Annotated in this window: 27 protein-coding genes; 17 read left to right on the forward strand and 10 right to left on the reverse strand. The window is 42.0% G+C overall.

Annotated features, from left to right (window positions below):
- The first annotated feature begins 65 nt into the window (after nt 1–65).
- The 8 genes from AC1XUE_RS00485 to AC1XUE_RS00520 all read left to right on the forward strand — a co-directional run bounded on the left by AC1XUE_RS00485 (nt 66) and on the right by AC1XUE_RS00520 (nt 10,378).
- Nucleotides 66–911: an SDR family NAD(P)-dependent oxidoreductase gene (locus AC1XUE_RS00485; protein WP_483353960.1), complete on the forward strand. Its 846-nt coding sequence runs from the start codon at nt 66–68 to the stop codon at nt 909–911.
- Between the two features lie 232 nt (nt 912–1,143).
- On the forward strand, nt 1,144–2,166 hold the full coding sequence (locus AC1XUE_RS00490) for a redoxin domain-containing protein (RefSeq protein ID WP_483353961.1): 1,023 nt from the start codon (nt 1,144–1,146) through the stop codon (nt 2,164–2,166).
- 452 nt (nt 2,167–2,618) lie between these two features.
- Entirely contained in the window at nt 2,619–3,449 is an 831-nt protein-coding gene (locus tag AC1XUE_RS00495) for a sterol desaturase family protein (RefSeq protein WP_483353962.1), read from the forward strand.
- Nucleotides 3,450–3,470: 21 nt separating this feature from the next.
- Complete coding sequence (locus AC1XUE_RS00500; protein WP_483353963.1) at nt 3,471–4,076, forward strand: DUF6134 family protein; 606 nt, start codon at nt 3,471–3,473, stop codon at nt 4,074–4,076.
- 293 nt (nt 4,077–4,369) lie between these two features.
- Nucleotides 4,370–5,890, forward strand: a complete 1,521-nt coding sequence (locus AC1XUE_RS00505) for an FAD/NAD(P)-binding protein (protein WP_483353964.1) — start codon at nt 4,370–4,372, stop codon at nt 5,888–5,890.
- Entirely contained in the window at nt 5,874–6,788 is a 915-nt protein-coding gene (locus AC1XUE_RS00510; RefSeq protein ID WP_483353965.1) for an AEC family transporter, read from the forward strand. Before AC1XUE_RS00505 ends, AC1XUE_RS00510 begins: the two co-directional genes overlap by 17 nt.
- Nucleotides 6,789–6,859: 71 nt before the next feature.
- Nucleotides 6,860–8,344, forward strand: a complete 1,485-nt coding sequence (locus tag AC1XUE_RS00515; protein WP_483353966.1) for an alpha-amylase — start codon at nt 6,860–6,862, stop codon at nt 8,342–8,344.
- A gap of 522 nt (nt 8,345–8,866) precedes the next feature.
- The gene (locus AC1XUE_RS00520) at nt 8,867–10,378 is read left to right on the forward strand and encodes a capsule assembly Wzi family protein (RefSeq protein ID WP_483353967.1); all 1,512 of its coding nucleotides are present in this window, start codon (nt 8,867–8,869) and stop codon (nt 10,376–10,378) included.
- A gap of 358 nt (nt 10,379–10,736) precedes the next feature.
- Here AC1XUE_RS00520 and AC1XUE_RS00525 read toward each other — a convergent pair whose 3' ends face one another.
- On the reverse strand, nt 10,737–11,906 hold the full coding sequence (locus tag AC1XUE_RS00525; protein WP_483353968.1) for a tetratricopeptide repeat protein: 1,170 nt from the start codon (nt 11,904–11,906) through the stop codon (nt 10,737–10,739).
- 42 nt (nt 11,907–11,948) lie between these two features.
- The gene (locus AC1XUE_RS00530; RefSeq protein WP_483353969.1) at nt 11,949–12,722 is read right to left on the reverse strand and encodes a tetratricopeptide repeat protein; all 774 of its coding nucleotides are present in this window, start codon (nt 12,720–12,722) and stop codon (nt 11,949–11,951) included.
- Nucleotides 12,723–12,749: 27 nt separating this feature from the next.
- Here AC1XUE_RS00530 and AC1XUE_RS00535 point away from each other — a divergent pair, with 27 nt between their 5' ends.
- The gene (locus tag AC1XUE_RS00535; RefSeq protein ID WP_483353970.1) at nt 12,750–13,109 is read left to right on the forward strand and encodes a hypothetical protein; all 360 of its coding nucleotides are present in this window, start codon (nt 12,750–12,752) and stop codon (nt 13,107–13,109) included.
- A gap of 109 nt (nt 13,110–13,218) precedes the next feature.
- Here AC1XUE_RS00535 and AC1XUE_RS00540 read toward each other — a convergent pair whose 3' ends face one another.
- From AC1XUE_RS00540 to AC1XUE_RS00565, 6 genes are all read right to left on the reverse strand, one after another.
- Nucleotides 13,219–13,605 carry a hypothetical protein gene (locus AC1XUE_RS00540; RefSeq protein WP_483353971.1) on the reverse strand — a complete coding sequence of 129 codons (387 nt, stop codon included), beginning with the start codon at nt 13,603–13,605 and terminating at the stop codon, nt 13,219–13,221.
- Between the two features lie 226 nt (nt 13,606–13,831).
- A complete protein-coding gene (locus tag AC1XUE_RS00545; protein ID WP_483353972.1) occupies nt 13,832–14,395 on the reverse strand; it encodes a YceI family protein in 564 nt (187 codons plus the stop codon).
- Nucleotides 14,392–15,291 (reverse strand): DUF5777 family beta-barrel protein, encoded by a 900-nt coding sequence (locus AC1XUE_RS00550; protein WP_483353973.1) that lies wholly within the window; start codon nt 15,289–15,291, stop codon nt 14,392–14,394. Before AC1XUE_RS00550 ends, AC1XUE_RS00545 begins: the two co-directional genes overlap by 4 nt.
- A 19-nt stretch (nt 15,292–15,310) precedes the next feature.
- Nucleotides 15,311–15,805, reverse strand: a complete 495-nt coding sequence (locus tag AC1XUE_RS00555) for a QcrA and Rieske domain-containing protein (RefSeq protein ID WP_483353974.1) — start codon at nt 15,803–15,805, stop codon at nt 15,311–15,313.
- A gap of 42 nt (nt 15,806–15,847) precedes the next feature.
- Nucleotides 15,848–17,275 (reverse strand): porin family protein, encoded by a 1,428-nt coding sequence (locus AC1XUE_RS00560; RefSeq protein WP_483353975.1) that lies wholly within the window; start codon nt 17,273–17,275, stop codon nt 15,848–15,850.
- Entirely contained in the window at nt 17,256–17,825 is a 570-nt protein-coding gene (locus AC1XUE_RS00565) for an RNA polymerase sigma factor (RefSeq protein ID WP_483353976.1), read from the reverse strand. Before AC1XUE_RS00565 ends, AC1XUE_RS00560 begins: the two co-directional genes overlap by 20 nt.
- 229 nt (nt 17,826–18,054) lie before the next feature.
- On the opposite strand from AC1XUE_RS00565, the gene AC1XUE_RS00570 reads away from it, so the two are divergent.
- Entirely contained in the window at nt 18,055–18,501 is a 447-nt protein-coding gene (locus AC1XUE_RS00570; protein ID WP_483353977.1) for a hypothetical protein, read from the forward strand.
- A 243-nt stretch (nt 18,502–18,744) separates the two neighbouring features.
- On the opposite strand, the gene AC1XUE_RS00575 is transcribed toward AC1XUE_RS00570, so the two are convergent.
- Nucleotides 18,745–19,200 carry a ferritin-like domain-containing protein gene (locus AC1XUE_RS00575; RefSeq protein ID WP_483353978.1) on the reverse strand — a complete coding sequence of 152 codons (456 nt, stop codon included), beginning with the start codon at nt 19,198–19,200 and terminating at the stop codon, nt 18,745–18,747.
- A gap of 131 nt (nt 19,201–19,331) precedes the next feature.
- On the opposite strand from AC1XUE_RS00575, the gene AC1XUE_RS00580 reads away from it, so the two are divergent.
- From AC1XUE_RS00580 to AC1XUE_RS00590, 3 genes are all read left to right on the forward strand, one after another.
- Nucleotides 19,332–19,868 carry a hypothetical protein gene (locus AC1XUE_RS00580; protein WP_483353979.1) on the forward strand — a complete coding sequence of 179 codons (537 nt, stop codon included), beginning with the start codon at nt 19,332–19,334 and terminating at the stop codon, nt 19,866–19,868.
- Nucleotides 19,869–19,884: 16 nt separating this feature from the next.
- Nucleotides 19,885–20,076 (forward strand): hypothetical protein, encoded by a 192-nt coding sequence (locus tag AC1XUE_RS00585; RefSeq protein ID WP_483353980.1) that lies wholly within the window; start codon nt 19,885–19,887, stop codon nt 20,074–20,076.
- A 91-nt stretch (nt 20,077–20,167) separates the two neighbouring features.
- Nucleotides 20,168–20,596, forward strand: a complete 429-nt coding sequence (locus tag AC1XUE_RS00590; protein ID WP_483353981.1) for a response regulator — start codon at nt 20,168–20,170, stop codon at nt 20,594–20,596.
- A 118-nt stretch (nt 20,597–20,714) separates the two neighbouring features.
- Here the strand turns inward: AC1XUE_RS00590 and AC1XUE_RS00595 are convergent, their stop codons facing one another.
- Nucleotides 20,715–21,092: a winged helix-turn-helix transcriptional regulator gene (locus AC1XUE_RS00595; protein WP_483353982.1), complete on the reverse strand. Its 378-nt coding sequence runs from the start codon at nt 21,090–21,092 to the stop codon at nt 20,715–20,717.
- A 96-nt stretch (nt 21,093–21,188) separates the two neighbouring features.
- Here AC1XUE_RS00595 and AC1XUE_RS00600 point away from each other — a divergent pair, with 96 nt between their 5' ends.
- The 4 genes from AC1XUE_RS00600 to AC1XUE_RS00615 all read left to right on the forward strand — a co-directional run bounded on the left by AC1XUE_RS00600 (nt 21,189) and on the right by AC1XUE_RS00615 (nt 24,230).
- Nucleotides 21,189–21,719 (forward strand): NAD(P)H-dependent oxidoreductase, encoded by a 531-nt coding sequence (locus AC1XUE_RS00600; RefSeq protein WP_483353983.1) that lies wholly within the window; start codon nt 21,189–21,191, stop codon nt 21,717–21,719.
- 140 nt (nt 21,720–21,859) lie between these two features.
- Nucleotides 21,860–22,159, forward strand: coding sequence for an ArsR/SmtB family transcription factor (locus tag AC1XUE_RS00605; protein WP_483353984.1), 300 nt, complete (start codon nt 21,860–21,862; stop codon nt 22,157–22,159).
- 20 nt (nt 22,160–22,179) lie between these two features.
- A complete protein-coding gene (locus AC1XUE_RS00610) occupies nt 22,180–23,286 on the forward strand; it encodes an NADH:flavin oxidoreductase (RefSeq protein ID WP_483353985.1) in 1,107 nt (368 codons plus the stop codon).
- A gap of 170 nt (nt 23,287–23,456) precedes the next feature.
- Nucleotides 23,457–24,230 (forward strand): methyltransferase domain-containing protein, encoded by a 774-nt coding sequence (locus AC1XUE_RS00615; protein ID WP_483353986.1) that lies wholly within the window; start codon nt 23,457–23,459, stop codon nt 24,228–24,230.
- The last annotated feature ends 16 nt before the right edge of the window (nt 24,231–24,246 follow it).

Raw genomic sequence — 24,246 nt, forward strand, 5'->3', positions numbered from 1 at the left:
TTTCTATAGAATATATAGACTATATTTGTTCACTTAAAACTATCAACTCCTATATCTCTAATTTAATGGGTAATCCTGTTGCACTAATTACTGGCCCCACCTCGGGTATTGGCTATGTTACGGCTGTTGAGCTGTCAAAAAAAGGTTATGATCTTATTCTGGTAGCACGTAACAGACACAAAGTAGAAGCTTTGCAAAAGGAGATAGGAGATTGCGTCAGCACAGATTTTGTGAGTTGTGATCTGGGAAGTATCGAGTCTGTGAAAGCAGCTGTGGTGGAGATCAGGAGTCGTTATGGAAAAATTGATGTGTTGATCAACAATGCGGGTTTACTCGTTCAGCATAAACAAAAATCGGTTGACGACATTGAGCTTACATTTGCTACAAACCACGTAGGTCCGTTCGTATTGACAACCGGACTTTTAACTTTACTTCAACCCGGTGCACGCGTGATTAATGTGGCTTCCGAAGCTCATTTTTTTGCTTTTTTCAATATAGATAAACTAATCGATCCCGTCTTTTACCAGGACCTTATTGTATACGGCAGATCGAAACTGGCTAACATCTTATTTTCGAATGAGCTCTCGGAAAGATTATTTTCATATGGCATAACGTCAAACGCACTGCATCCGGGCACCGTGGCGAGTAATTTCGCCGGAGATGGAACCGGAATTTCTGCTGCGTTTATGAAGTTATTCCGTCCGTTTCTAAAAACAGTAAAACAGGGAGCGGAAACGACTATTTATTTGGCGTCGTCACCGGAAGTTCAAGGAATTACAGGTAAGTATTTTGTCGGCCGAAAGCCTGGAAGAACTTCGTCAGCTTCCAAAAACAAAGATTTGGGAAGGCAACTCTGGACGCTGACTGAAATGCTGGTTGAGCAGAAATCGGGCAGGGCTCAGAATTCCTGATTGAGATGGACAAAAGGCAACAGCTGTTCGTTGGTTTCGGTTTGAATGAGATTATTAAAAATATTGGCATTGAAAAGTTATATAATTCGCGTCTGTTGAGAGAGTTGTTGGCTTGACTGCTTCATCTGTATTTTAGGTACGTAAACCGAAAATTCAGTCTGACATTTGTAAGTATAACGGATACTTAATAATTTTGTCTATAAAATCTATAATATTGATAGACTAATAAGGTATGAGATCATATATTTTTCTTGCATCGGCATTACTGGCGGGTCAGTCACTTCAGGCTCAGAATAAGCCTGCTCGCGTCACGGTTGAAGGCACTGTGCCGGGTGTACAATCCGGTTATGTATATCTGCAGAAGTTTAAAGAGAAAATCTTTTATCCGATAGATTCGGTACCGATTCGCGAAGGTAAATTTCAACTTACCTCATCGGTGGAATTGCCTGAGTTATATGGACTTGCCGTTAACAGTAAAAGCGCTCCTTTATTCCTGTTTCTGGAAAATACCAACAAGGTCACGGTTTCTTTGGATACTGCCGGCTATTACAAAAATAGTGTAGTGAGCGGGTCGCCGGCCCAGGATTTATTTGAACAATACAAAGAAACAAAGGATGTGAAAATTGATGAATTCATCAAAGCGAATCCAACATCAATTGTCTCAGCTTATGTGCTTTATCGTAACTTTGCATATCGGCTCACACCTGAGCAGATTGAGCAAAATATCGCTTTGCTGGATCCATCTTTGCACAAGACAGCCTATGTGCACACACTAAAAGATCTGATAGTAACATTGGATAAAGTGTCAGTCGGTCGGCAGGCACCTGATTTTACGGCTAACGACTTGAACGGTAAGGCAGTGAAACTATCGGATCACTACGGGAAATATGTGTTGGTAGATTTTTGGGCTGCCTGGTGCGGACCTTGCCGCAAAGAAAATCCGAACGTAGTGAGTGCTTATGAAAAGTTTAAAGATAAAGGATTTGATGTATTAGGAGTGTCACTTGATAAAACCAAAGAAGCCTGGCAGAAAGCGGTGGAAAAGGATGGTCTGAACTGGACACAGGTATCCGATCTGAAATACTGGCATAGCGAACCTGCGGCACTATACGGTGTGCGTGCGATACCAGCGAATTTTCTACTGGATCCGAAAGGGAAAATTGTGGCAAGAAATCTGAAAGGTGAAGATCTGCACAAAACTTTGGAAGAACTATTAGGTACCAAAACGGCATCTGTCTTAAAAAGCTCCGAATAGATTTATGCTGTGACTTGGTCAATTGTATCTGATAAATCGACTGCTTGACAGAAACAGTGGGACACCTCGTTGCCGTAGGTACAACCAGCAACTCTTCCATCGACTGGCAGTTTATGTATCCTCTAAATTTCAATATTATTGATAAACTTTTACGCTGTGCCCTATACAGTCACAAACCGGATTTATCTATGAAAATCACATTATTGACATCCCGGCAAAGTAAGTCCTCAGGCTTTTCAGAGTCAAGACTACTAGTGCAGCAGCTTTCCTGTTGTTGTTGATACACATCTCTTTTCGGATATTCTTCCGGATACACATTCCTCAGACGGTTCAGTTCCGCCACTTGAAATTTTGGTGGTAAATTATTTCTCTTCGGCGGACTGCTGTCAGGGGTAGATCACCTTGTCTATCCCATCATCCATCTTCTTTTTTTAATCAAAATTTGTATCGTTATGCGATTTACAGAAAGCCTCGTCTATTACGAAATACTGATTCTGTTTGTAGTAATCAGTCTGGCAGAATTTTTCTCAGGTTTGTACAAAAGTGGTAAATGGTCACAGAATGAATGGTATATCAACATTGCCGGCTTGTTTTTATCAAGTACCATTACACGGCCCATCAGCTTTTTACTAACAGCATATGTACTGAATTTTTTCTTTCCCCAGTATTATAATGTATTTGAATCCGTTCCTTTATGGGCAGGAATACTAGTTACTTGCTTGCTGGAGGACTTCACACAATATTGGTGGCATAGGGCTGCTCACACCTACACATGGCTATGGAAGGCACACCGCGTTCATCATACCGCACCTGAAATGAGCGTGTTCCTGACGGGTCGCAATTCCTGGATCTATTTACTTCTATTTCCTTCCCGTATAGTATCTACCGTTCTTATTTTTCTGGGATTTGGTCAGGCGTTTATCATTGGCTATTTCTTCAAAGCGCTGATTGGCATATCAGCCCATTCCAGTATCAAATGGGATAAACCCCTTTATAAAATTAAATGGCTGCATCCGGTGATGTGGGTCGTAGAAAGAACGATTTCTACACCTGCCACACACCATGCCCACCATGCAGCTACGGATGCAGATGGTATTGGCGTAATCAACGGCAATTATGGCAATATGTTCTTTATCTGGGATATGATTTTTGGAACAGGTAAAATCACAAGGGAATTTTCAGAGCATATCGGTTTGGAAGATTATCATGAGGAACCATGGTACGTGCAGTTGGGCTATCCGATCTTTAAGTCGAAAGACCAACGCAGCGAGTTGTCCGAATAGCAATCTTAGCAATCAACTTTTATGAAAATTCGAACCGGAATAATGTTATGGTGGCTTTTCTCCGCGCCGCTATTTTCCCTTTCACAGGTGGTGAGATACGATGTGATTGTAGCAGGGCATGCCATTGGAGAAGTGAAAGTTTTTCACTACCAGAGTGAAATTACGAAGCAACGTATTGAAGCTGAATTTAAAGTTCCGTTTTATTCCGGTACATTTTTCAGTGAGAACAATTTCACACAGGGCGTACTGAAAAGTGCTTTGACGGAACATCATGTAAACGGGAAGAGAAAGCAGCAAACGGTCACGACATTTGTTACCAATAAGAATTACAAAGTTGATTTCATCGGTGATGAGAAGGCATCCAGGCATTTGCCACAACATATCGCCACGACCATCACAAACTTGTATTACCAGGAGCCTGTCGATTCCGAACTGGTCTATTCCGAACGTTATGGGAAACTATGTACGCTAAAGAAAGTAGGGGATAGTCGTTATGTGATCAGTCTGCCAAATGGAAAGAGGAGTATTTACCAATACAACGAAGGAGCTTGTCAGGAAGTGCAAACTGAACTTTCCGGCGTGAAGGTGCGGATTATAAGACGTGATGTACACCTGGCTGTCCGATGAGTGCATGAATCTGTTCATTTTTGCGCGGCCTACAGACAGCTCGGCGAGAGGTCCGGTTAGAAGCTTAGACAATGAGCAGGAGGCAAGCAAAGATTGTGATGGCTGGAGCACCTGGCGGAGATTTTGCAATATATGACTCATTTTATGCTCCGGTATATGGCGCCGGAGTATTTTCTTTTGGAATCATGTGTAGCGAGCTTTCTTTTGAGTGGTCTGCTTGCTTAGCATGATTATTTGCTGATAATCTTCATAATCCCGTAATGGGGCAATGACGAACTTTATCAACATCGCAAATGCGCAATACAAATATTACAATAATCGGGGGCGGAGCATGTGGAATCTCCGCCTTTGTGGAGCTGTTTCTTCAACTACGTGTATCGGGATTTCATCAGACTACTTCGATTACTATTATTGAAGAAAATAAAGAAGTAGGTAAGGGACTTGCGTTTGGAACTACCCAACCAGGACACATACTTAACACCCAGGCTGACCTGATGGGAATCCACGTGGATGAACCTGCACATTTCAGCGACTGGCTTATTGAAAATGACGATAGGGTAGAGCCGGAAGTAGTTGACAATCAGGGTCAGCACGAAGCTTTTGCCACACGTCGTCTGTATGGGGATTATCTTAAAACCCAATTTAAGCATTATCTTAAATTGGCTGAAAAAGAAGGAATGCAGGTCACCGTGCTACACGCAAAGGCAGCCCGGATCAGGAAAATGAAGTCGGGTTTCAAGATATTGATGGCTGATGGAAAGTCGCACGAGAGTGATTTTGTACTACTGGCTCCCGGCACTCCGATTGCGAACAACTATCCGGAGCTCGAAGAACATAACAATTATTTTGCATCCCCATGGCCTTCAACTCCGCTATTGAAAAAAATCCCCAAAGATGCCCCTGTGGGAATTCTGGGATCCAGCTTGAGTGCTATTGATGCATTGATGACATTGGAAGATAACGGGTATACCGGGAAGATAACCTGTTATTCGCTCGATGGTCTTTTACCACGGGTTCAGCCGGAAGACCAGCACATGCCGGAAAGGAAATATATTACACTTAAAAAACTGCATGAAATACAGCGTACAAAGTTGCGCAGGCCCACTGTGAAGGATATGCTCCGCTTATTTATGCAGGAAGCAGAAACGTTGCAGGGAAAAAAAATAGACTGGAAAGCAACAGCCAGGACAGGACAGGATCCTGCAGCACTATTGAAGGAAGACATTGCTCTGGCAAAAAAAGGAGGTGATGCGCTGACCAACATACCGTATTCTCTGCGTTATGATAGCACCCAGATGTGGAAGTGGCTGGAGGAGTCTGAAAAGCTTAAATTTAAAAAATGGCTGGGTGGACTCTGGGGTATAAACCGTCACTGCATGCCTCTTGTCAACGCGCAACGGATAGCGGCTCTGTTCGAAGACAAAAGGCTTAGTATTCTGCCCAACCTAACATCGGTAGAATTCGACGAAAGCTCCAAATCTTTCAAACTTACATCTGGAAAAAAGAAGCCTGCTAATGAAACGTACCTGATTAATGCTACCGGTCCTGCTTCCGCAGTGAAGATGATGAAATCAGAACTGATACAGAATCTGGCTGAAGATGGACTGATTGAACCCGATCCGGTGGGTGGAATTAGTATCAACACCGATACGTTGCAGATCACCCTGGATGGCAAGAGCACCGAAGGATTATACGCTGTGGGTCATATCACTAATGGCAAGCTACTGGATGTAAATGCCGTCTGGTTCAATGTAAAAATGATTGGTAATCTTTGCCGTCACCTAACCAGCCAGATCATTGGAAAACCTGCTTAAACTCTATAAGGAGTTGCTACCGGTAATGGCGTTCATCCCATTGGGTTACCTGGTTCGCAAAAAGTTCGATTTAAGTTCGGACTATATCTCAAAACCGCTGATCAATGTGTTGTTACCATTGGTAGTGTTTACTAATATGCTGGATGCGGAACCCTCAAAACTATTGGTACTTCCCATCATTACGTTCTTGCTGGCGCTCAGCATGAATTTCGTGGCGATACCTGTGCAGCGTAAAATTGCCAAAGAAAGCGAACCTCTGCTGTTGAGAAGTTCATTTTCTTTCTTCAATATCGCATTTTTTGGAATTCCGATTGCGAAAGCACTTTTTGGGGAAGACAGTGTAAGCGTACTCATCTGCATCTACCTCGGATCTGCCTTGTATGGCGATACGATCGGTTATTATCAGGTCGCGAAAACAAAATTCTCATCTAAACAGGCGTTGCGTGAAATGCTAAGTATACCATTTCTATACGTGTTTGTGGCTGGTGTGATATGTAAAATTTTAGAGGTGGAGACGCCGGAGGTTATCAAACCGGCACTAAGCGTGGTCAGTTTTGCGGTATCGGCTGCCGGCATGATGATCGTTGGTCTCCAACTGGGAGATGTTGATTTCAAGAAAATACGCATCCCGTATTTTGCAAAAGTATTAGGTATCAGAACGTTAGCTGCTGCTGTGATCATTGCCATTATCATTTTGGTGGTGTCATCAGTAGCACAAAATATTGAGGAAGACGACTTACGTATGTTAGCATTGGTGCCGTTATTTCCCGTCGCTGCAAATGTTACGGTTTTTGCCGCATTTCTTAAAGCTGATGAAGAGCAGACTGTCTTACTGGTATTTCTTTCCATGATGCTTTCAGTAGTGCTGGTATCCATAGCAACCGTTGTGATGGGCTGAATAGTCAGCAACTCTTTAATCGGGTACGGTTATTTAATACCTGTTTGAAATTAGCGAACTTAAAACACATTATGGAAAATTTTACAATGCTACAGTTCTTCGAATGGTATCTGCCAGCCGACGGTTCACTGTGGAATCACTTCAAAGACCAGGCAACGCACCTGAAGGAAATAGGCTTTGACTCTGTATGGCTACCGCCTGCTCAAAAAGGTATGCAAGGTGCCGACTCAACAGGCTATGATTCCTATGATTTATATGACTTGGGTGAATTTGATCAGAAAGGATCAGTTCGAACTAAGTATGGTACCAGGGAAGAATTTTTAGCCGCAGTAGCCGCCGGTAAAGACGCCGGACTGCAGGTTTACTGTGACATCGTACTCAACCATATGGGCGGTGCGGATGAAACGGAAATTGTTCCTGTGAAAGAGGTAGTACCGGATAACAGGACAGAATTTGTCAGTGATACATTCGAGATTAAAGCATACACCAAATTTACTTTTCCGGGAAGAAAAGGTAAGTACTCTGAATTTGTATGGGATTATCATTGCTTTTCAGGAGTTGATTACAACGCAGATACGGAAGAAAATGCGATTTACAGCATTCAAAACCAATATGGAGAAGGGTGGCAGGATGTGCTGGATCTTGAAAACGGCAACTATGATTATCTCATGTTGTCTGATATTGATTTCAGAAATCCACATGTGCGACAGGAATTAAAAAATTGGGGAGAATGGTTTACCGAGACATCGGGATGCGACGGCTTTCGTCTGGATGCAATTAAACACATGGATCCGACATTTTTTAATGAATGGCTGGATCATCTGCGTACTAAGTTTGGAAAGGAACTGTACACTGTAGGTGAGTATTGGTCGCCCTATGATCTGGATTCGATCCTCGCTTATATAGATGCAACCGAAAGCAGGATGTCACTTTTTGATGCGCCTCTGCAGGGTAATTTTTACAAGGCATCCAAAGAGAATGAGGGCTTTGATATGAGAACTATTTTTGACAATACCCTCGTACAAACGCGTCCTGAACTTGCCGTAACGCTTGTAGAGAATCACGATACGCAACCTCTGCAGTCTTTGGAACAACCTGTTGAACCTTGGTTCAGGCCATTGGCGTACGCTTTGATTTTATTGAGAGAAGCTGGTTATCCTTGTGTATTCTATACGGATTTATATGGTTCTGAATATAGGGATACTGGCAATGATGGCCAGGAGCATCAGGTTGTAATGGAGAGTATGCCTCAGTTGGAAACACTGCTTAGGGTTAGAAAACAACTGGCATATGGCCCGCAACACGACTATATGGATGATCATAACGCTATTGGATGGACCAGGGAAGGTGATGATGAACATGCAAATTCCGCCTGTGCCGTTTTGATGTCGAATCACGAGGATGCAGAAAAAACGATGTTTGTAGGAACTCAACATGCTGGGAAAACCTTTGCGGATTTTCTGGGTACGGTTTCTGAGGTTGTGGTAATTGATGATGAAGGAAATGGGGTATTTAAAACTAACGGACGCGCGGTGAGTGTTTGGTGCATCCAGTAAGTTCTAAGTACGGAAATTAGGTTAAAGCAGATGTTGACAGATTAGAGCTGTCGATATCTGCTTTTTTATTGCGTATCCATTTAGAATGAATTTGAAAATTGTTGATTCGCAGTACGTTAAATACTATGATAGAAATAGAATGGAGTATTTTCTACTTTCCATGAATTTCTATTTCAACGACATTTTTTTTACTTCTTTGTAGTATTTATTTTGGTTACAAACTTTGTGTAACCTCCAATCGATAGAACTTATTTATTTCATTTGTCTCGTTAATATTCTATTCCCATAATGAATAATTGTGGTGGAGTGTGCTTTACAGATAACCTATATTTGCGAATGATACAGATTTAATATTAACCCTATTCTCAATTGATATGAATTCTTCCATTTAGTATATAATTCAAATATTTAACCTCTATTAAATCATTAATTATTACTCAACCCTCCTCTGTTTTGTAAACAAATATATGGATTATGATATCTGTTTAATTGTTTATTAAAACAGTAGTTACCTTCCTATTTATGAATAAAGGATATGTGTTCCTTTGTGGCATCGTATATGTATATATACTGTTTCAACCTGTTAACGTTTATGGACAAACTTCCTACTCCGAATCGAATGCAGCCAAAGATTCTACTTCAATTTTTGCAGAAGTTTCTGGTATGGTCAGCTCTTCCGGAAGAACACCCTTTTGGCTAAAAACAAACCAGTTTGGTATTATTCCTGATCATACACCTTTAGCTAATTTTTACGGTGGTTTTGCTTATTATGTTCCAATTGGATCAAGAAATTCCAATTGGCGATTTAGTAGTGCAGTCGAAATTGCAGCCAATGCATCTGCCCGAAATGAAATTATGTTTCCACAAATAAATGGTTCTATCCAATTCAAAAATTGGGAATTTTTTGCAGGAAGAAAAAAACAATGGGTAGGTCTGGCAGATTCAACAATAGGAAGTGGTTCCTACATTTGGTCAAACAATGCCATGCCAATACCCAAAATACAAATCGGAACGATAGGGTTTGTAGCGGTCCCATTTACAGACGGACTACTATCATTTAATACTTTTTATTCTGAGGGTCATTTTGAAAGTGATAGACAAACTACAAGCAATCTGAAGCTACATCAAAAGATGTTTTATTTGCGATTAGGCAGAAAACATTCCCGTGTCAAACTGTACGGTGGATTTAATCATCAGGTGCAGTGGGGAGGCAAATCTCCTTATTTAACGATTGACGGAAGAATGCCGAAGGGGTGGGCTAATTATTATCGTATTATTACTGGTAAGCCTGGTGATGCGAATGAAATTGTGAACGATTTTGATGATGGTAACAGAGTCGGCAACCACTTAGGAACAATTGATTTGGGTATGGAAATTGAAACCTATGCTACTTCATTTTTCTTGTATCGCCAACATATTTATGAAGATGGAACGCTTTATGCACTAACAAATCTGCAGGATGGATTAAATGGCTTCCGGATGAGGAGGAAAAATTCATATGGCGCAGCGTTCGAAGTAACCGAAGTGGTACTGGAATTTCTTTTTACTAAAAATCAGGGTGGTCCCGAATTTAATGTAGAGAATTATGTAAAAAGACGGGGAGATTTTGGAAGAGACAACTATTTCAATAATTCCCAGATACGTGACGGCTGGTCCTACTATAACCGCGGTATTGGTACACCTTTTATTTCTCCGACATCGGATACAGAATTCAGATTTCCGAAATACGCGGATTTTTTTACCAGTAACAATAGGGTATCTGCCTTACATGCAGGGCTGCGCGGCAGGTTACTGGATAACATGACCTGGGTGAGCAAACTGTCCTACACGACAAATATTGGTACGTATGATGCGCCGTTCCCGGAAACAATTAAACAGTTTTCAGGCATGATTTCTCTGCAGCGGAGAATAAAGAGTCTTGAGGGAATGACCATACGCGCTTCCTTTGCGGCAGATATAGGACAGTTGTACCGGACATCATACGGTGGAATGATAGGAATTAGAAAGGACTTTGTTGGTGGCAGGTCTCGCTGAGTTAAGAATAGGCTTTGATGACTGATACGCTGGTTCATAGTAGCTTATCAACCAGCGATTAACTCTTTGTTGCATTATCAGGATTCTTTCAGCTATCCTTGTCACTGCATATCTTAAAGGTTATTCCAATCAGCTAGCATTATATTTTCTGACTGTTGTATGCGAGGAAGTTGGAAATTTGCCGGGAGCCAGTAAAGCATAGGCATCCCGGTTGCAGATCTGCGAAAGCATTTAAAATGCTACGGGACATTACTAAACATTTCAAACTGATTTCAGATGTTGGATCATGTTTAATCAGTCGCGTATGAAATAACGCGCCCTGATGGGATTTGTCTAATTCAAGAATCTTTTTGAAATACTAATCTGCCTTCTGATAATTTTCGAGTCCCAAATGACCCAGACCAATGATGTAATAACAGTGGATCTGATTAATGGCACCAAGATCAGCATCGAATACGAGCATGTCAGGGAGTGATACGGCAAAATAATCAAGGGTAATATGTTCATCCTGATGTACTTCTCCGTATTCAATTAACCTTCGGAAAATGGAATCAGCTTTACTCACTTTCCCCAGCTTTTTCCATGCTAGACCCTGGTAGAAAATTTTATCGGGCTGCTGATCATTATAGAAAATAGCAGCTATAGGCTGGCTGTTTCCGTCTGTGGCTTCCCTGAAATATGCTTTGGCCTTATCGTCTTTACCTAATCCTTCGTAGGCATTTCCAAGCCAATAGTGAATGTTATTTTCAGGAGCATCGGGCAGTTTCCCGTCTCCAAGGTTGTGGGGATATTGCTGGGCAGCCAGTAGTTGATCAATGGCTGAGCAGAAGTCCCTACTGATTATGTGCTTGCAAGCCTGGCTTATCAGTACGATTACGTACTGTTGCGGCACTTTACCTTCGCCACCTTCCCATGGATGAAATTTGCGTTCTCGAATCATATTTAGGGCTGTATCACTATCTCCGGTAAGATTGTGTAGCGTTGCTAGTTCAAGATAAACATCATCTCTGAGCTGTGCTGTTTCAGAATGCTTCAATAGAAAACTCAATCTATCAGCAGGTGATACGTTCAACCGCTTGTAAAGCCGGTTAACTTCCATGAGTATACGCGCATCGCCAAGGTTAAGCGAAAATGCTTTTTCAAAGTTTTCCAAAGCAAGCTCATGTTGGTTTAGCTTATTGAAAACAGCGATGCCCAGGTTGCTGAACACAGTTGGGAATGCTGGATTAATCCGGATAGATTGTTCCCACAATGCAATGGCGTCATAGTATTGTCTTTTATCGTAAAACAGATTGCCCAGATAGTAAGGTGCAAACCCATCTGTCGGATTATTTTCGATAGCCAATTTCAAAACTGCTACATCCTCTAATTTATTAGGAAAGCAATAATCCGGTTTTTGGGCTGCTGCTTTTTCAAGCCGGTTTTTTGCTTGCTTGTCTTGACCGGAGAGATTGTAAACGCCTGCGAAATGGTAATGAACCATCGGATGAGTTGGGTCAGCGCTTTGAGCCAATGTCAGGAAATCCATTGCTTCCTGATACAAACCACAAGCAACGTAGTCCAGCGCGTATTAGATGTAACTATTTACTTCATTTCTTCCTAATGAGAGAATCTGCGACAGATCGCCGTCACTTAAGCCAGTTTCCTGCTGAATTTTTATCCGTTCGTAATGTGCAGAAAGATTAAACCCATCCCGCTTGATAGCTTGCTCGCAAACCTTTGTCGCTTCTTCAAATTTCCCTGTTTTTCTTAAAATGGATGCTTTAATCGTGTATGCTTTTGAGCTTCTCGCATTACGATCCAGTGAGAAATTAATGTGCTCCAGTGCTTCGGTGTAATTCGCATTTTTTACATCAATCTGAGCCAATGCCAGATAGGCAATATCCTGCCACGCTGCTGACCAGGCCGCTTTGTAAAATGCACTATAAGCTTTTTCCATCAATCCCTGGTACTGGAAACTCAGCCCGAGGTTGTAATGGGGCTCGCCGTCGTAAGGATTAGGATTGCGCCCGATTGAAGTTTCAACTGCTTTTTGGAAATAAGCCTCGCTTTTGGCGAACTGACCTCTCCGCAGGAACCAGGCTCCCAATGCATTATTGTTACGTATATCTTTCGGATCCCGGCGAAGTGCTTCAGTATAGTAATCTGTCGGATTGTAGGTAGCATGTCGGTATTGCTCCAGATGTTGACAGATCAGAAATAATTGCTCATTGTTCTCCACATCTTTGGGCAGGGAAGGAGCCACCGCCGGATTAGGAATTGTGTTGGATTTATTTTTCGCGGGCTCAAAACGTATCAGTTCTTTACCATTTTGATCAGTAATGGCAAGCGTAAGCAAATCCATATTGGTGCAATCCGGCAAGCTCACAATGTGCTCGAATATGCTTTCAGGTGCGATGTCGGTTTCGGTTTCAAAGTAGATACTTGTGTGGTCTCTCAGCTCAATCCGCAGGTTTTGCTATTCAGATGTCACGAGTACCTGCCTCCGATTGTGCGTTCTATCGACAATTTTGCAAACAACCGGCACCTGGCGAATGTACTCGAAGCCACTGTAGGAAATGGAAAATTGCTGGTATGTAGTTTTGATATCAGCAATGATTTAAGCCGCCCTGTTGCCCGACAGCTTCGTTATAGTTTGTTGGAGTATATGAAAACAGCGAATTTTAAGCCAAAAGCGGAATTGACTAGGGCGGTTTTGCAGGAGATTCTGGTGGTGAAAGAGAAGATCTAGCATGTGTTGGAGGTTTGTTTCGATCCATTTCTAAAAGAAGAAAACCCAGGTACTTAGAAATCTGTATGGATTTCTAAGTACCTGGGTTTTTGGTTTACAATCCTTGCTTCTAATTTGACTGACTTCTTCTGAAATAGTAATAGTAACCCGAGTTCCCAGATTGATTTTCAATTAGGCTATTCATATAGTCCCAGCCGTTCTTTTCAAAGAAGTTAAGTACGGCAGCGGTAGACTTGAAAACCTTTTTTCTATTTGTCTGAGGGTCCATGATAACAAGTTCATCGTTACTATTACCAAGGCTCTGGGCATTAAAAGTATCCTTCTGACCAAAATCAACATATACGTGAACCAGATTTTTACATGCGCGTCGGTTGACGTAGACCTCAATAATGTTCACGCTGTCGGCACGATTAATGTCAATATTTCCAACTACAATCTGTCCGGATGTGAAAGATGATATCAGCGTCAGACACCCAACTAATAAAAAACGCTTCATGATGATTATGGAATTGCTTTTGAGAGTAAGTGACTGTATAATTGCTAAATTTACAGGCTTTAAATTTGATTACTTCTCGATCTATTTTATCAATTTGTAAACTGTTTCAACGTTTTAGTGTACGCTTGTGAGATAAGGAAAATGCGGTACATATGAAAAATAGCACCATAATGCTAAACAGTCATCCCACCGGGACTAATGTTTAGCATTCGAATTAATTTAGGTATTATTTTTTTGTCAAAGTGTACTGTGCTTTGACTTGTATTGTTTGGGCCACTTTCACAAAAACAAGTTGTGGAATTTCAATCTTGTGGTCAGCCAGTGCTACCTGAAAGGTAGATGTAATGAAGATTTTGCCCGATTCTATTTTTAGTTTTCCTTCAATGGTTCTGTTCTGTGTAACGCCGTGAACTGTAAACTTCCCTGTTGCCGACACGTCGTTTTCTCCATTTTGTGAATAATCAATTGTTTTCGTAATCTTACCGGCAAACGTAGCTACAGGATACTTACCTGATTCCATGTAATTTTCATTGAAATGCTCCTGCATGAGTTTGTTCTCAAACGTGAAATCTTTCATATTCATGCGTATGGCCACTTCGCCTGTAGCAGGATTCAATACAGCTTGTGTCTTATGATTATCTGCGTCAATGTCTTCCAATGGCGTTTTAGAGGAAAAGCTCGTATGACCTACATTCGTGTAAAACATGTTGCTTTGTGCTGACACATGTACAGCCATAGAAGTCAGGAGCAGAGCGGTTGTTGCCACGGTCGCTAACAAATTACGGATCATAGTTCTGATTTTTTAGTTGACTGCCTTTTGTTATGTTTATCAAAACTGAAAGTGCGCGAAATGTTGAATCCGTAATGGATATCACCTTTACCCCAACTGCCTGCGGTTTCTCCAATAAACTGCTTTTCAATCATACCCAGAGAGTTAGTGAAATGAAGCTGAAATACGTGTCCACCAGTTTCAATATCTACGCCGAAAGACATAGAATCGTGGTATGGTGCAGTAACTGTATTCTTTTCTCTGGCCGTCCAGAAATATTCTCCGTTGATCGAGACCCGTTTTGAAATTTTGTACCTCCCGCCAATGCCTACAGCCAGGAGCAGTTTCTCATCGCCTGTTACTTCCGGACGATTACGGAAAAGATAAGACGGTGATAGCTGCAGCGATAATCTTTCCGAGAACTTTCGCGCAATGAGCACCTGCGCGGTATAATAGACCTTATCCTGAAACTCCAGCTCCTGATTTGCTGTAGCCACACCGGTACCTCCAAAAAGAGTGACAGACACGGGTATATTCCGGACGCCGGTTGTTTGTTGAATCAACTTATACTTTCCAAAAATATCATACACCTTCTGAGAGGTACTGCGTCCCAAACCTACCATGAACCTGTCGGTGATCCCGTATTCAAATCCCATTCGCATGGTAGCCTGATCGAGGCCAAAAAACTGATAAGCCCCTGAATTGAGCCTGCCGAATCGGTGAGAGATACGGAAATCAAGGTGTTTTTTCTTCATCGTTTCTATGGACTGACCATTTACTACCCGGGTTGATTTGAAAGTAGCAGTGACAGGGTAAATCTGTGCACTGTCACTTTCCTGAAGTTGGCTGAGCAAATCATCCTGTGCCTGGGAAACGAAAGAAACTAATAGTAAAATAAAAAATCGGAGTGATTTCATGGGGGGAATTATTGGTTTGCTACACAGTTACGGTTAGTGTGTTTCCATCAGACGAGACGGATGCTTTGTAGGCTTTCAAAGCTGTTGCTGCCGGTCCCTGCTCGACAGCGCCGGTCAGGGAAAATTCCGAAGAATGACTTGAGCAAAAAAGGTCATTTTGTTGGCTACGGTATCGGAGCGTAGTTCCTTCATGGGTACAAACTTTGGATAGCGCCACATAACCGTTGGATGTGGTAAATGCAACCAGTACATCGCCAATAATTTCATAGGAGCCCGCTGTTTTCAGTTTGGAGTAAGTACTACTCGTCAGATCTACAGTAAAACTGATGTTGGAGCCCGTCGTGGTCCCGCTTACACCGGTACCATTGCCGGTACCCGGATCAGGATCGTCCTGTTTTGATCCGCAGGAACTCATGGTGGTTCCTAGGCAATAAAAGGCCATCAGTGTTGTAGAGCTGAGTCCCAAGCTTCTTAAAAATTCACCTCTTTTCATTGTTTCTTCTTTCGCTTTCATAGTGATATAATTGATTGATTAGTTGTAACAAAGAGGTCGCGACTAACGGTTGAACAAAGGTGTATACCGTACGGAGAGCCACATGCCTGTAGTAATCAGGTTTACTTTCCCATAACCTACACCCTTTAAAGGCAGTTGAATATATGGCTCGGCCAGGATTGATAGCTGATTTGAAATTCTTTGTTCGTACCCTGCAGAGGCATTGATGTGACTCAGTAAAAACCAACCTGTTTTTCCTTTCCAGCCTGGTATTTGTCCATGTTCATATTGCTCGTAATGGTATGTATATTTCTCATTTTGAACATAATAGGAGCTCGTCCCGGCACCTGCAAAAAATCTGAAACGATCCCTTTGAACCAAGTCATAACGAAAGACCAGCGGTATTTCAATCATCGTGCATATTCCATCCACGGAGTATGGCGTATTAATGTTGGTTACATATTTGTTTAATGCATACTCTCCGGCATTAGCGCGATAGTCTTTGACGCTTCTGACCACACCGGTTTGCAAATACAGTTTTCGGAAAATACTGTATTCCAGCATGAGCGAAACAGCGGATCCTGGTTTCGAAAAATTCTTTAAGCCAACCGTCGTTATATCAGGAGAATAGCTAAAACGAATCGCCATCTTCGGCGAAAGATCGCGTGCTCTTTCTATTGTTGGTTTCCAATCATTTTCCGGAATCTCTATACCTGGCATAGACAGAGAATCATAAGTTATGAAAGGCATATGATTGATCAGATTGGGAGACAAGGACAGCTTTGTTTTTGGCGATATTAATTCTTCAGATACAATTGCCGGCTTTATTTCCTCTGCAATATGGTACAGGTTGCTTTTGTTGCTCAGGCTTTCCCTTTGCTCCAGCAAATCCTCTTGTTCAGAAAAGACTTTTTTTGCAATGCCCTGTTTTTCAGATGTTATTTGCTTCATCAACTTCTCAGTATCAGAGGTCACTTTTTTAGCTTTATTCCGGAATATGTCCGGGTCTTCCTCTACAACCGGTGATGAGGCGAATGCAACTTCCCTTTCTTTTTTACGACCGTTATTTCTTGCTTGATTACTGATATCCCCCGCTGCTAATGTAACCTTTGGTGTTTTATCATCTTCTGATTTTAGCTTAACGGATACTTTATCTCTGACGATTACCGGGGGCGACTTTACAGCATCTTGATCAGCTACCTGTTCCGCATTTTTTAATGATCTAATAGCTTTTGTGGCCGGTATATTACTAAACGTCGTTGGATGCTCATTGGAATCAGCCAACATGTAGTAGCCAAACCACGCAGGAATGATCAATGCGAATAGGGCTAAGGGCCACCATTTTCTTAACCAATAAAGCGTAGTTTTTCCATCATGGACATCCAGGCGCTTACGCAAGGCATTCCATTCTTCGGGTTCATAAGTGGGATCAAACTCTTCGGATGACTTTTTGAAGAGTTTGTCCAGTTCGTCATCTGGCAACTCTGTCATAATTGTCAGTGTTAATTTTTGATAATAATTCTCTCAGTTTTTCCCGGGCCCTCGACAGGTTTGATTTAGATGCTCCTGGCGTAATTTTTAATTGTTCAGCTATCTCGTCATGTGTATAACCATCGATTGCATAGAGGCTGAAAACCAGTCTGTATGCCGGAGAAAGACTTTGAATTAAAATAACTAACTCTTCATAAGCCAGTTTGCTGATAACCGCTTCCTGAACCGGAAATTCCCCTGCAACTTCCTCGTGTACGAAAATGTCTTTACCAACCTCATGTCGGTAATAATCAATGGCTGTATTGATAATGATTCTGGCCAGCCAGGATTTGAAAGGTCTTTCTCTATTGAAACTATCCAGCTTTGTAAAAACTTTATAAAATCCGTCGTTTAAAATTTCCCTGGCTTCATCTCTGTTTTTCGAATACCGCAAACATACACCCATGGCATATCCGTAGAACTGTCTGTAGAGCAACTCCTGGCTTCGGCGGTTGCTATTCAGACAGCCATCGATCAATTCATCAATAGCTGCGGAGTTCGGTCCGGGCATATTTCATCACGTTTTGATACAGATACGGAGAAAAAGATATAAGGGTTGCGTCGAGTTTGAAATTTATTGAAAATGCTGGCTTTAGGAAGCTTCGGTTACACTACAGATCCTGTTGCTGAATTGAAGTGGATCAGGAATCGGTACACCCATTTATCTGAAAGCCATGGCGGATCCGCGTATAAGGGATTTGACCAATGATTATTCTCCAACTGTCAGGGTCAGCTAAAAAATGACACAGCTTATAACGTTAGTCGGGTATCATTGTGCAGATTATACCTCACATAACCCTGGTTTGTTTGCCATAACTCAACCAGACTTCTTTACGTCTGACCCGGGATACACACTTCGTAACCGTGGATTTGGTATGAAAGCAGACTATATTTTCAAGAAAGGCACAGGACTGTTTATCGGACTTCAGTCAGATTACGGCACAGATCAGGTACGATTTGATCAAACAGGAGAATTCAAAAAACATCGTGGGATCAATCTGGGAGTGAGGACAGGTTACAGATTGATGTTTGGTAAAAAGGAAAATGCATACAAAGGCTTATATCTTGTACCATGGATCACACTGATTTATACTCCTGATTCAACTGTATTACAGTTTCAGCATGCACCGTATGAGTCTGACTCATGGTTTGTTTTTCCGACGGTACATTTGGGTTACAGATTTTAAGGTATTTTCATGGCATCCCTGCGTCCCAAATGTATTAATTACATAGAAAACCATTCTGAACACGCTGCGGTAATTTTGGTAAGTATTGCGTAGAAGTGGTAATATTTAGAGAGAAAATAGTCGCGAGTAAATGGAAATTAGGATTCTCGGAATGTTCTATCAGTCTGATAATGATATCTTTAAAATACAAAAAAAAAGGCTGCTCTGTAAAAGAGCAGCCTTTTTTATCTCAGGCATTCCCGATTATGCTTTGGCAGCATCGCGGAGTGCTTTGATCTGATCGTGCGCGGAATTAATTCCCATTGCCTGACTACGTATAATTTCTGATGCATCGAAAGGAAGATTTTCATCCGTTAAAGCATCCTGATAAGCTTTCTTGATTGCATCTTCACCACGTTCGGCCTCAGATAAGATACTGGCTCTGTCACTACCTCCAAATAGAGATTTTACGTCTATCCATGCGCGGTGCAATGTTCCGCTAACGCTGGTTCCTGTTTCTACTTCTTCAGCAGAACCTACGATAGCAGCAAGCTCCTGGCCGTATTTGCGGCTCTGCTCAGCGTAGCCCTGAAACAATTCTTTTAGATCGATATTTTCTGTATTGATATCTGCAATTGCTTTTTCAAAGCCGGCTACGCGGTCGTTGTTTATTTCAATTAACTCATTGATTACATTCGTTGCATTTCCTGAAGTTGCCATAATGGTTCTAATGTTTGTTTTTAATTATAATGTGTTTTGATTTAATGAGCTATCAATATCATGCCAGACCAAATTAGCCAGCAGCTATTGAATTAACATCCGAAAGCGATATCGATATGTAGGCATAGAAATTGTGTTTTGAATCACAATCGGGAATGGGATTGGATTTTCCGTTCCGGAGATACATTACATTCACATACATCATTCCATTTAATACCATGGCAAATACAGTAGTCGCGATTTTTGATGAGATTGAGAGCGCACGTCAGGTCGAAAGGTATCTTTTAGAAAAAGGGTATGCCCCGTCAGAAGTTAATTTAAAAACGGCAGTATATAAGCAACATCTGGAGGACGATGCCGAAACAACACACGATACCGACGTGCTGGAGGGCATAAAATCTTTCTTTAAAGGACTATTTGGTAATGATGCGGCGAATGCATCTGTTTATCATAAAGTAAGTCACAACCGTACAATAGTGACCGTTCATACCACCACGAATGAAGATGCGGAGCATGTGGTGGGTGTTTTAGACAGTTATGGCGCGCTCGATGTACATGAAACGGCAGGAAGTTATCACGGCGACGAAGACGAAACACGTTTGCGTGCCTCCGCGGTGAAGAGTCGAATCGTATCTAGATCATCGGACCACGATGCCCCCATCAGTTGATAACAGAACGTTGCATATGAAAAAGATAAACTTTGAATCGAAAGATGATAATTCTCTGGTGGGAATAGCTGCGGAGGAAATCCAGGAAATGCTCCCTGATGCGGATATGCGTTACACGCTTATCACGCTGAAAAATGGAGACAAACATTTTGTGAAAGGAACACATACCGAATTAAAGAAGTTATTAATGGGTGATGTAAAGTCTTAAGGGATAGCAAATTAATATGAAGCGCTTAAAAAGAGCAGTATTCACCAATACAACCTTAATAAACATCTACTTTTATCCATAATCTTTGAGTATGAATACAAATGGAGCCATCATTATCATTGAGGATGACGAAGATGACCAGCTCTTACTCGAGCAGGTATTTAACGAGCTTGATTGGCCAAACGAACGAATCTATTTTCCCGACGGCATGGCTGCACTGGAATATTTGAATGGTACTATCCCGCTGCCATTTCTGATCTTGTCAGATATAAACCTTCCCAAACTGGATGGACTGGAGCTGAGAAGAAAGTTGAAAAACGATGCTGATCTGAACCTGAAATGCATCCCTTACTTGTATTTGACCACTGCGGTAAATTATCAGCTGGTCATCGATGCTTACAGTACATCTGCTCAGGGCTTCTTTGTTAAACCTAACAGTTATTCAGAGATCAGGGATACGATCAATTTAATCGTAACATACTGGAAAAAATGTGCAGCACCCAATCATTTCGAATCCTGAAAAGGTCAATCTGCGGCAGCCATTAGTCTAAGGCGGCGTTACACTTTCATCATAAATCTTGGGAGGACGTAAGTATTAGAATAATCCACATGATCGTGTTTCTGCCATGAAAATAGGATTAATCATTCATTGATGCGCCATCCGTCAACGCCTTGTGCTTATCTCCCCATTTTTCGAGCTGAGCTATGATTGGTTTGAGATCATAGCCGATCTCAGTTAGCTCGTATTCTACTCGGGGTGGGACCTGCGGATAAACAGTTCGTTTAACGATTTGATTTTGCTCCAGCTTCCGCAGTTGTAAAGTAAGCATTCTTTCGGTGATATTGGGAAGCACTTTTTTTAGCTCACTGAACCTTAGCTTTCCGTTCATCAGCCAGGAACAGATCACCAGCACCCATTGTCCGCCTACAATATTGGTGGCGTAAGCTTCCGGACACTCATCGCCTAGTGCTTTCCTGTTTGCCGAATTTGTTGAGGTTTCTTTGATTTGAGACATACTTACATTTTTTATAGTACCTAACATTTGGTAGTTAACCTTCAAAATTGAAGTTATGAATTTTAAGTTTGCAGACAACAAATATAAAATGATGTCATGAAAACATTAGTAATCGTTATCCATCCCGATATCCAAAACTCATCAGTTAACAAAAGATGGATTGAAGAGCTGAACAAGTATCCGGACCAATACGTGGTTCATCAGCTTCACGAAAAATATCCGGATGAAAACATCGACGTTATACAGGAGCAACGGCTTATTGAACAGTACGAGAAAGTTGTTTTTCAGTTTCCCTATTACTGGTTCAACTGCCCGGCTATGCTTAAGAAGTGGTTAGATATGGTGCTGACTCATGGATGGGCGTATGGTAGTAAAAGCGGATATAAGTTTGCCGGAAAGAAAGTGGCACTGGCTATTTCATTAGGCGTTGATGAACATGAGCTTGCAGCAGGGGAAAAATACAAGTATACCCTGCAGGAGCTCACCCGGCCTTTCGAACTCAGTTTTGAATATGTGAAGGCAGATTATCGTCCGTTTTTTGCTTGTTATGGAGTAGACTACCATTCTTCACCGGAGTGGATTGAAAAGAGTGTCAAACCGTATTTGACGTTTATTGATGCGCTTTGATCGTTCTGAGATTTTTAGGGTCTGATTGATTGACCCGTTAGGTACAAATTCTGATTCTTTTATGAATATTCTTCAGTTTACGGAACGTAGATAGCATGAGGTATGTTAATTGGGATATCGGAAATAATCGATATCTCGATATGGAACCACTCGAAATTTTCAAAGCGCTCGGCAATACTACCAGATTGAACATTTTGCTCTGGCTAAAAGATCCTCAGGAAAGTTTCCCGGGTCAGGAAAAATATGGATTTGAACATGGTGTCTGTGTAGGACAAATTCAGCAGAAAGCGGGTCTTACGCAGTCAACTGTGTCAGAATACTTGTCGGTGCTGCAACGGGCAGGGCTTGTGAAAGCTACCAGAGTAGGACAGTGGACGTACTACCAACGCAATGAAGAAGCATTTGCTGCGCTAAGTCAGCTTATTCAAAAAGAATTATAATTAACCTGTAAATACTACTTATGAATACCGATAATTTGTTCAAGCCTTTCAATTTGAAATCGCTGAATTTAAAAAACCGCATCGTCATGGCGCCGATGACCCGATCATTTTCTCCAAAAGGCGTTCCTACTGATCAGGTTGCAACTTATTATCAGCGCAGAGCTGAAGGTGAGGTGGGCTTAATCCTGTCAGAAGGAACTGTGATAGATCGTGTAGCCTCCTCGAATGATGAAAATATTCCCCGTTTTCATGGTGAGAAGGCACTCGCTGGCTGGAAAAACGTAATTGATGGAGTGCATGCTGCAGGCGGTTCAATGGGACCTCAGATATGGCACATGGGGGTGATGGATAATCACTACTCTGGCTGGTTGCCTTCCGGACCGTTTGAAGGCCCTTCGGGCTACGGAAAACCGGGCGTGAAAAACGGGCAGGCCATGTCAGAATCAGATATTGCCGATACCATTCAGGCTTTCGGACGTGCTGCTGCAGATGCAAAAAGACTTGGTTTTGACACGCTCGAACTGCATGGAGCTCATGGGTATCTGATCGACCAGTTTTTCTGGGACCAAACCAATGACCGTACAGACAAATATGGCGGTAAAACACTGGCTGAACGTACGCGTTTCGGAGTTGAGGTGATCAAAGAGGTTCGCAAACAAACCGGGGAAGATTTCGCGATTATCCTCCGATTGTCTCAGTTTAAGCCAACTGCATATGATCATAAACTTGCCAAAACACCTCAGGAAATGGAAGCATGGCTGAATCCGTTGGCTGAAGCCGGCGTTGATATTTTCCATTGCTCACAAAGAAGATTCTGGGAGGCTGAGTTTGCAGAATCAGATCTCAATTTTGCCGGATGGGCTAAAAAACTCACTGGTAAACCAACGATCACAGTAGGTTCTGTAGGGCTTACCGGCGAGTTTCTGGCTGCGTTTGCAGGCGAGAGTTCACAGCCAAGTTCATTGGATGAGCTGATGCGCCGTATGGATCGTGGCGACTTTGATCTAATTGCGGTGGGTCGCCCGCTGTTAGCTGATCCGTCATGGGTAAAGAAAATCCACGAACATCGTACCGATGAACTCAAAGGTTTTACCAAAGAAGCATTGGGTGAATTGGTGATGGGCTAGATTTTGGTATCCTTAAACTGAACCGGATTTTGATAGATGTTGATGCATGTCAACCCTATTAAAATCCGGTTTTTTATTTATAAACAAAGAATATTATAGTTTGTTTGAATTATCCAGCCTGTGGCCAAAGAATTGTAAGCCATTTTGATGTATTAATCAAATGAGAAATTATGCCCTGGAATCCTGAGATATATAATCAATTTAAGCATGTACGTTACCAACCTTTTTATGATTTGATGGCGTTGATTTCGGATAGCCATTTGGAGCAGGCCATTGATATTGGATGCGGCACCGGGGAGCAGACATCCCTACTGGCGGAAAGGTTTGGCCAAACCAACTTCACAGGAATCGACTCGTCTGCAGAAATGCTTCAGAGTAGCGGGCAATGGAATCAGAAAAACCTGAAATTCAGGATAGCTACTGTAGAAGATTTTATTGATGCAAATACGCACCAACAGTGGGATTTGATTTTCAGTAATGCTGCGTTGCAGTGGTCAGACGATCATCAGCATCTATTTCCCAAACTGATATCGCAACTTACTGACCACGGGCAATTTGCTGTGCAAATGCCGGTTCAGAATGACAATCGGCTGAACAGACTTCTTCTGACATTGGCCAGAGAAGAACCATATGCCGGCTTTTTAGATAACTGGATACGAGAAACGCCAATGCTCAGCATAGATCAATACGCGCAGATCATGTTCGATTCCGGATTGCAGGATATTCAGATCGTCCAGAAGGTATATCCTATTGTTGCGGACAGTGAAAAAATGCTTTTCGATTTCATTGCCGGATCCGCACTGATACCCTATCTCGAACGTCTGTCTCCCGATCAGCAAGAACTTTTTGTGACAACCTATAAAAGCCGGATAAAACAGGAATTTGGAAAGTTCCCTGCCATATATGCATTTAAAAGACTACTGCTTTATGGAAGAAAAGAGTAGTAAGTACAGCTGTTGA

It is taken from the genome of Dyadobacter sp. HNCC25DJ187 (genome assembly GCF_056895255.1).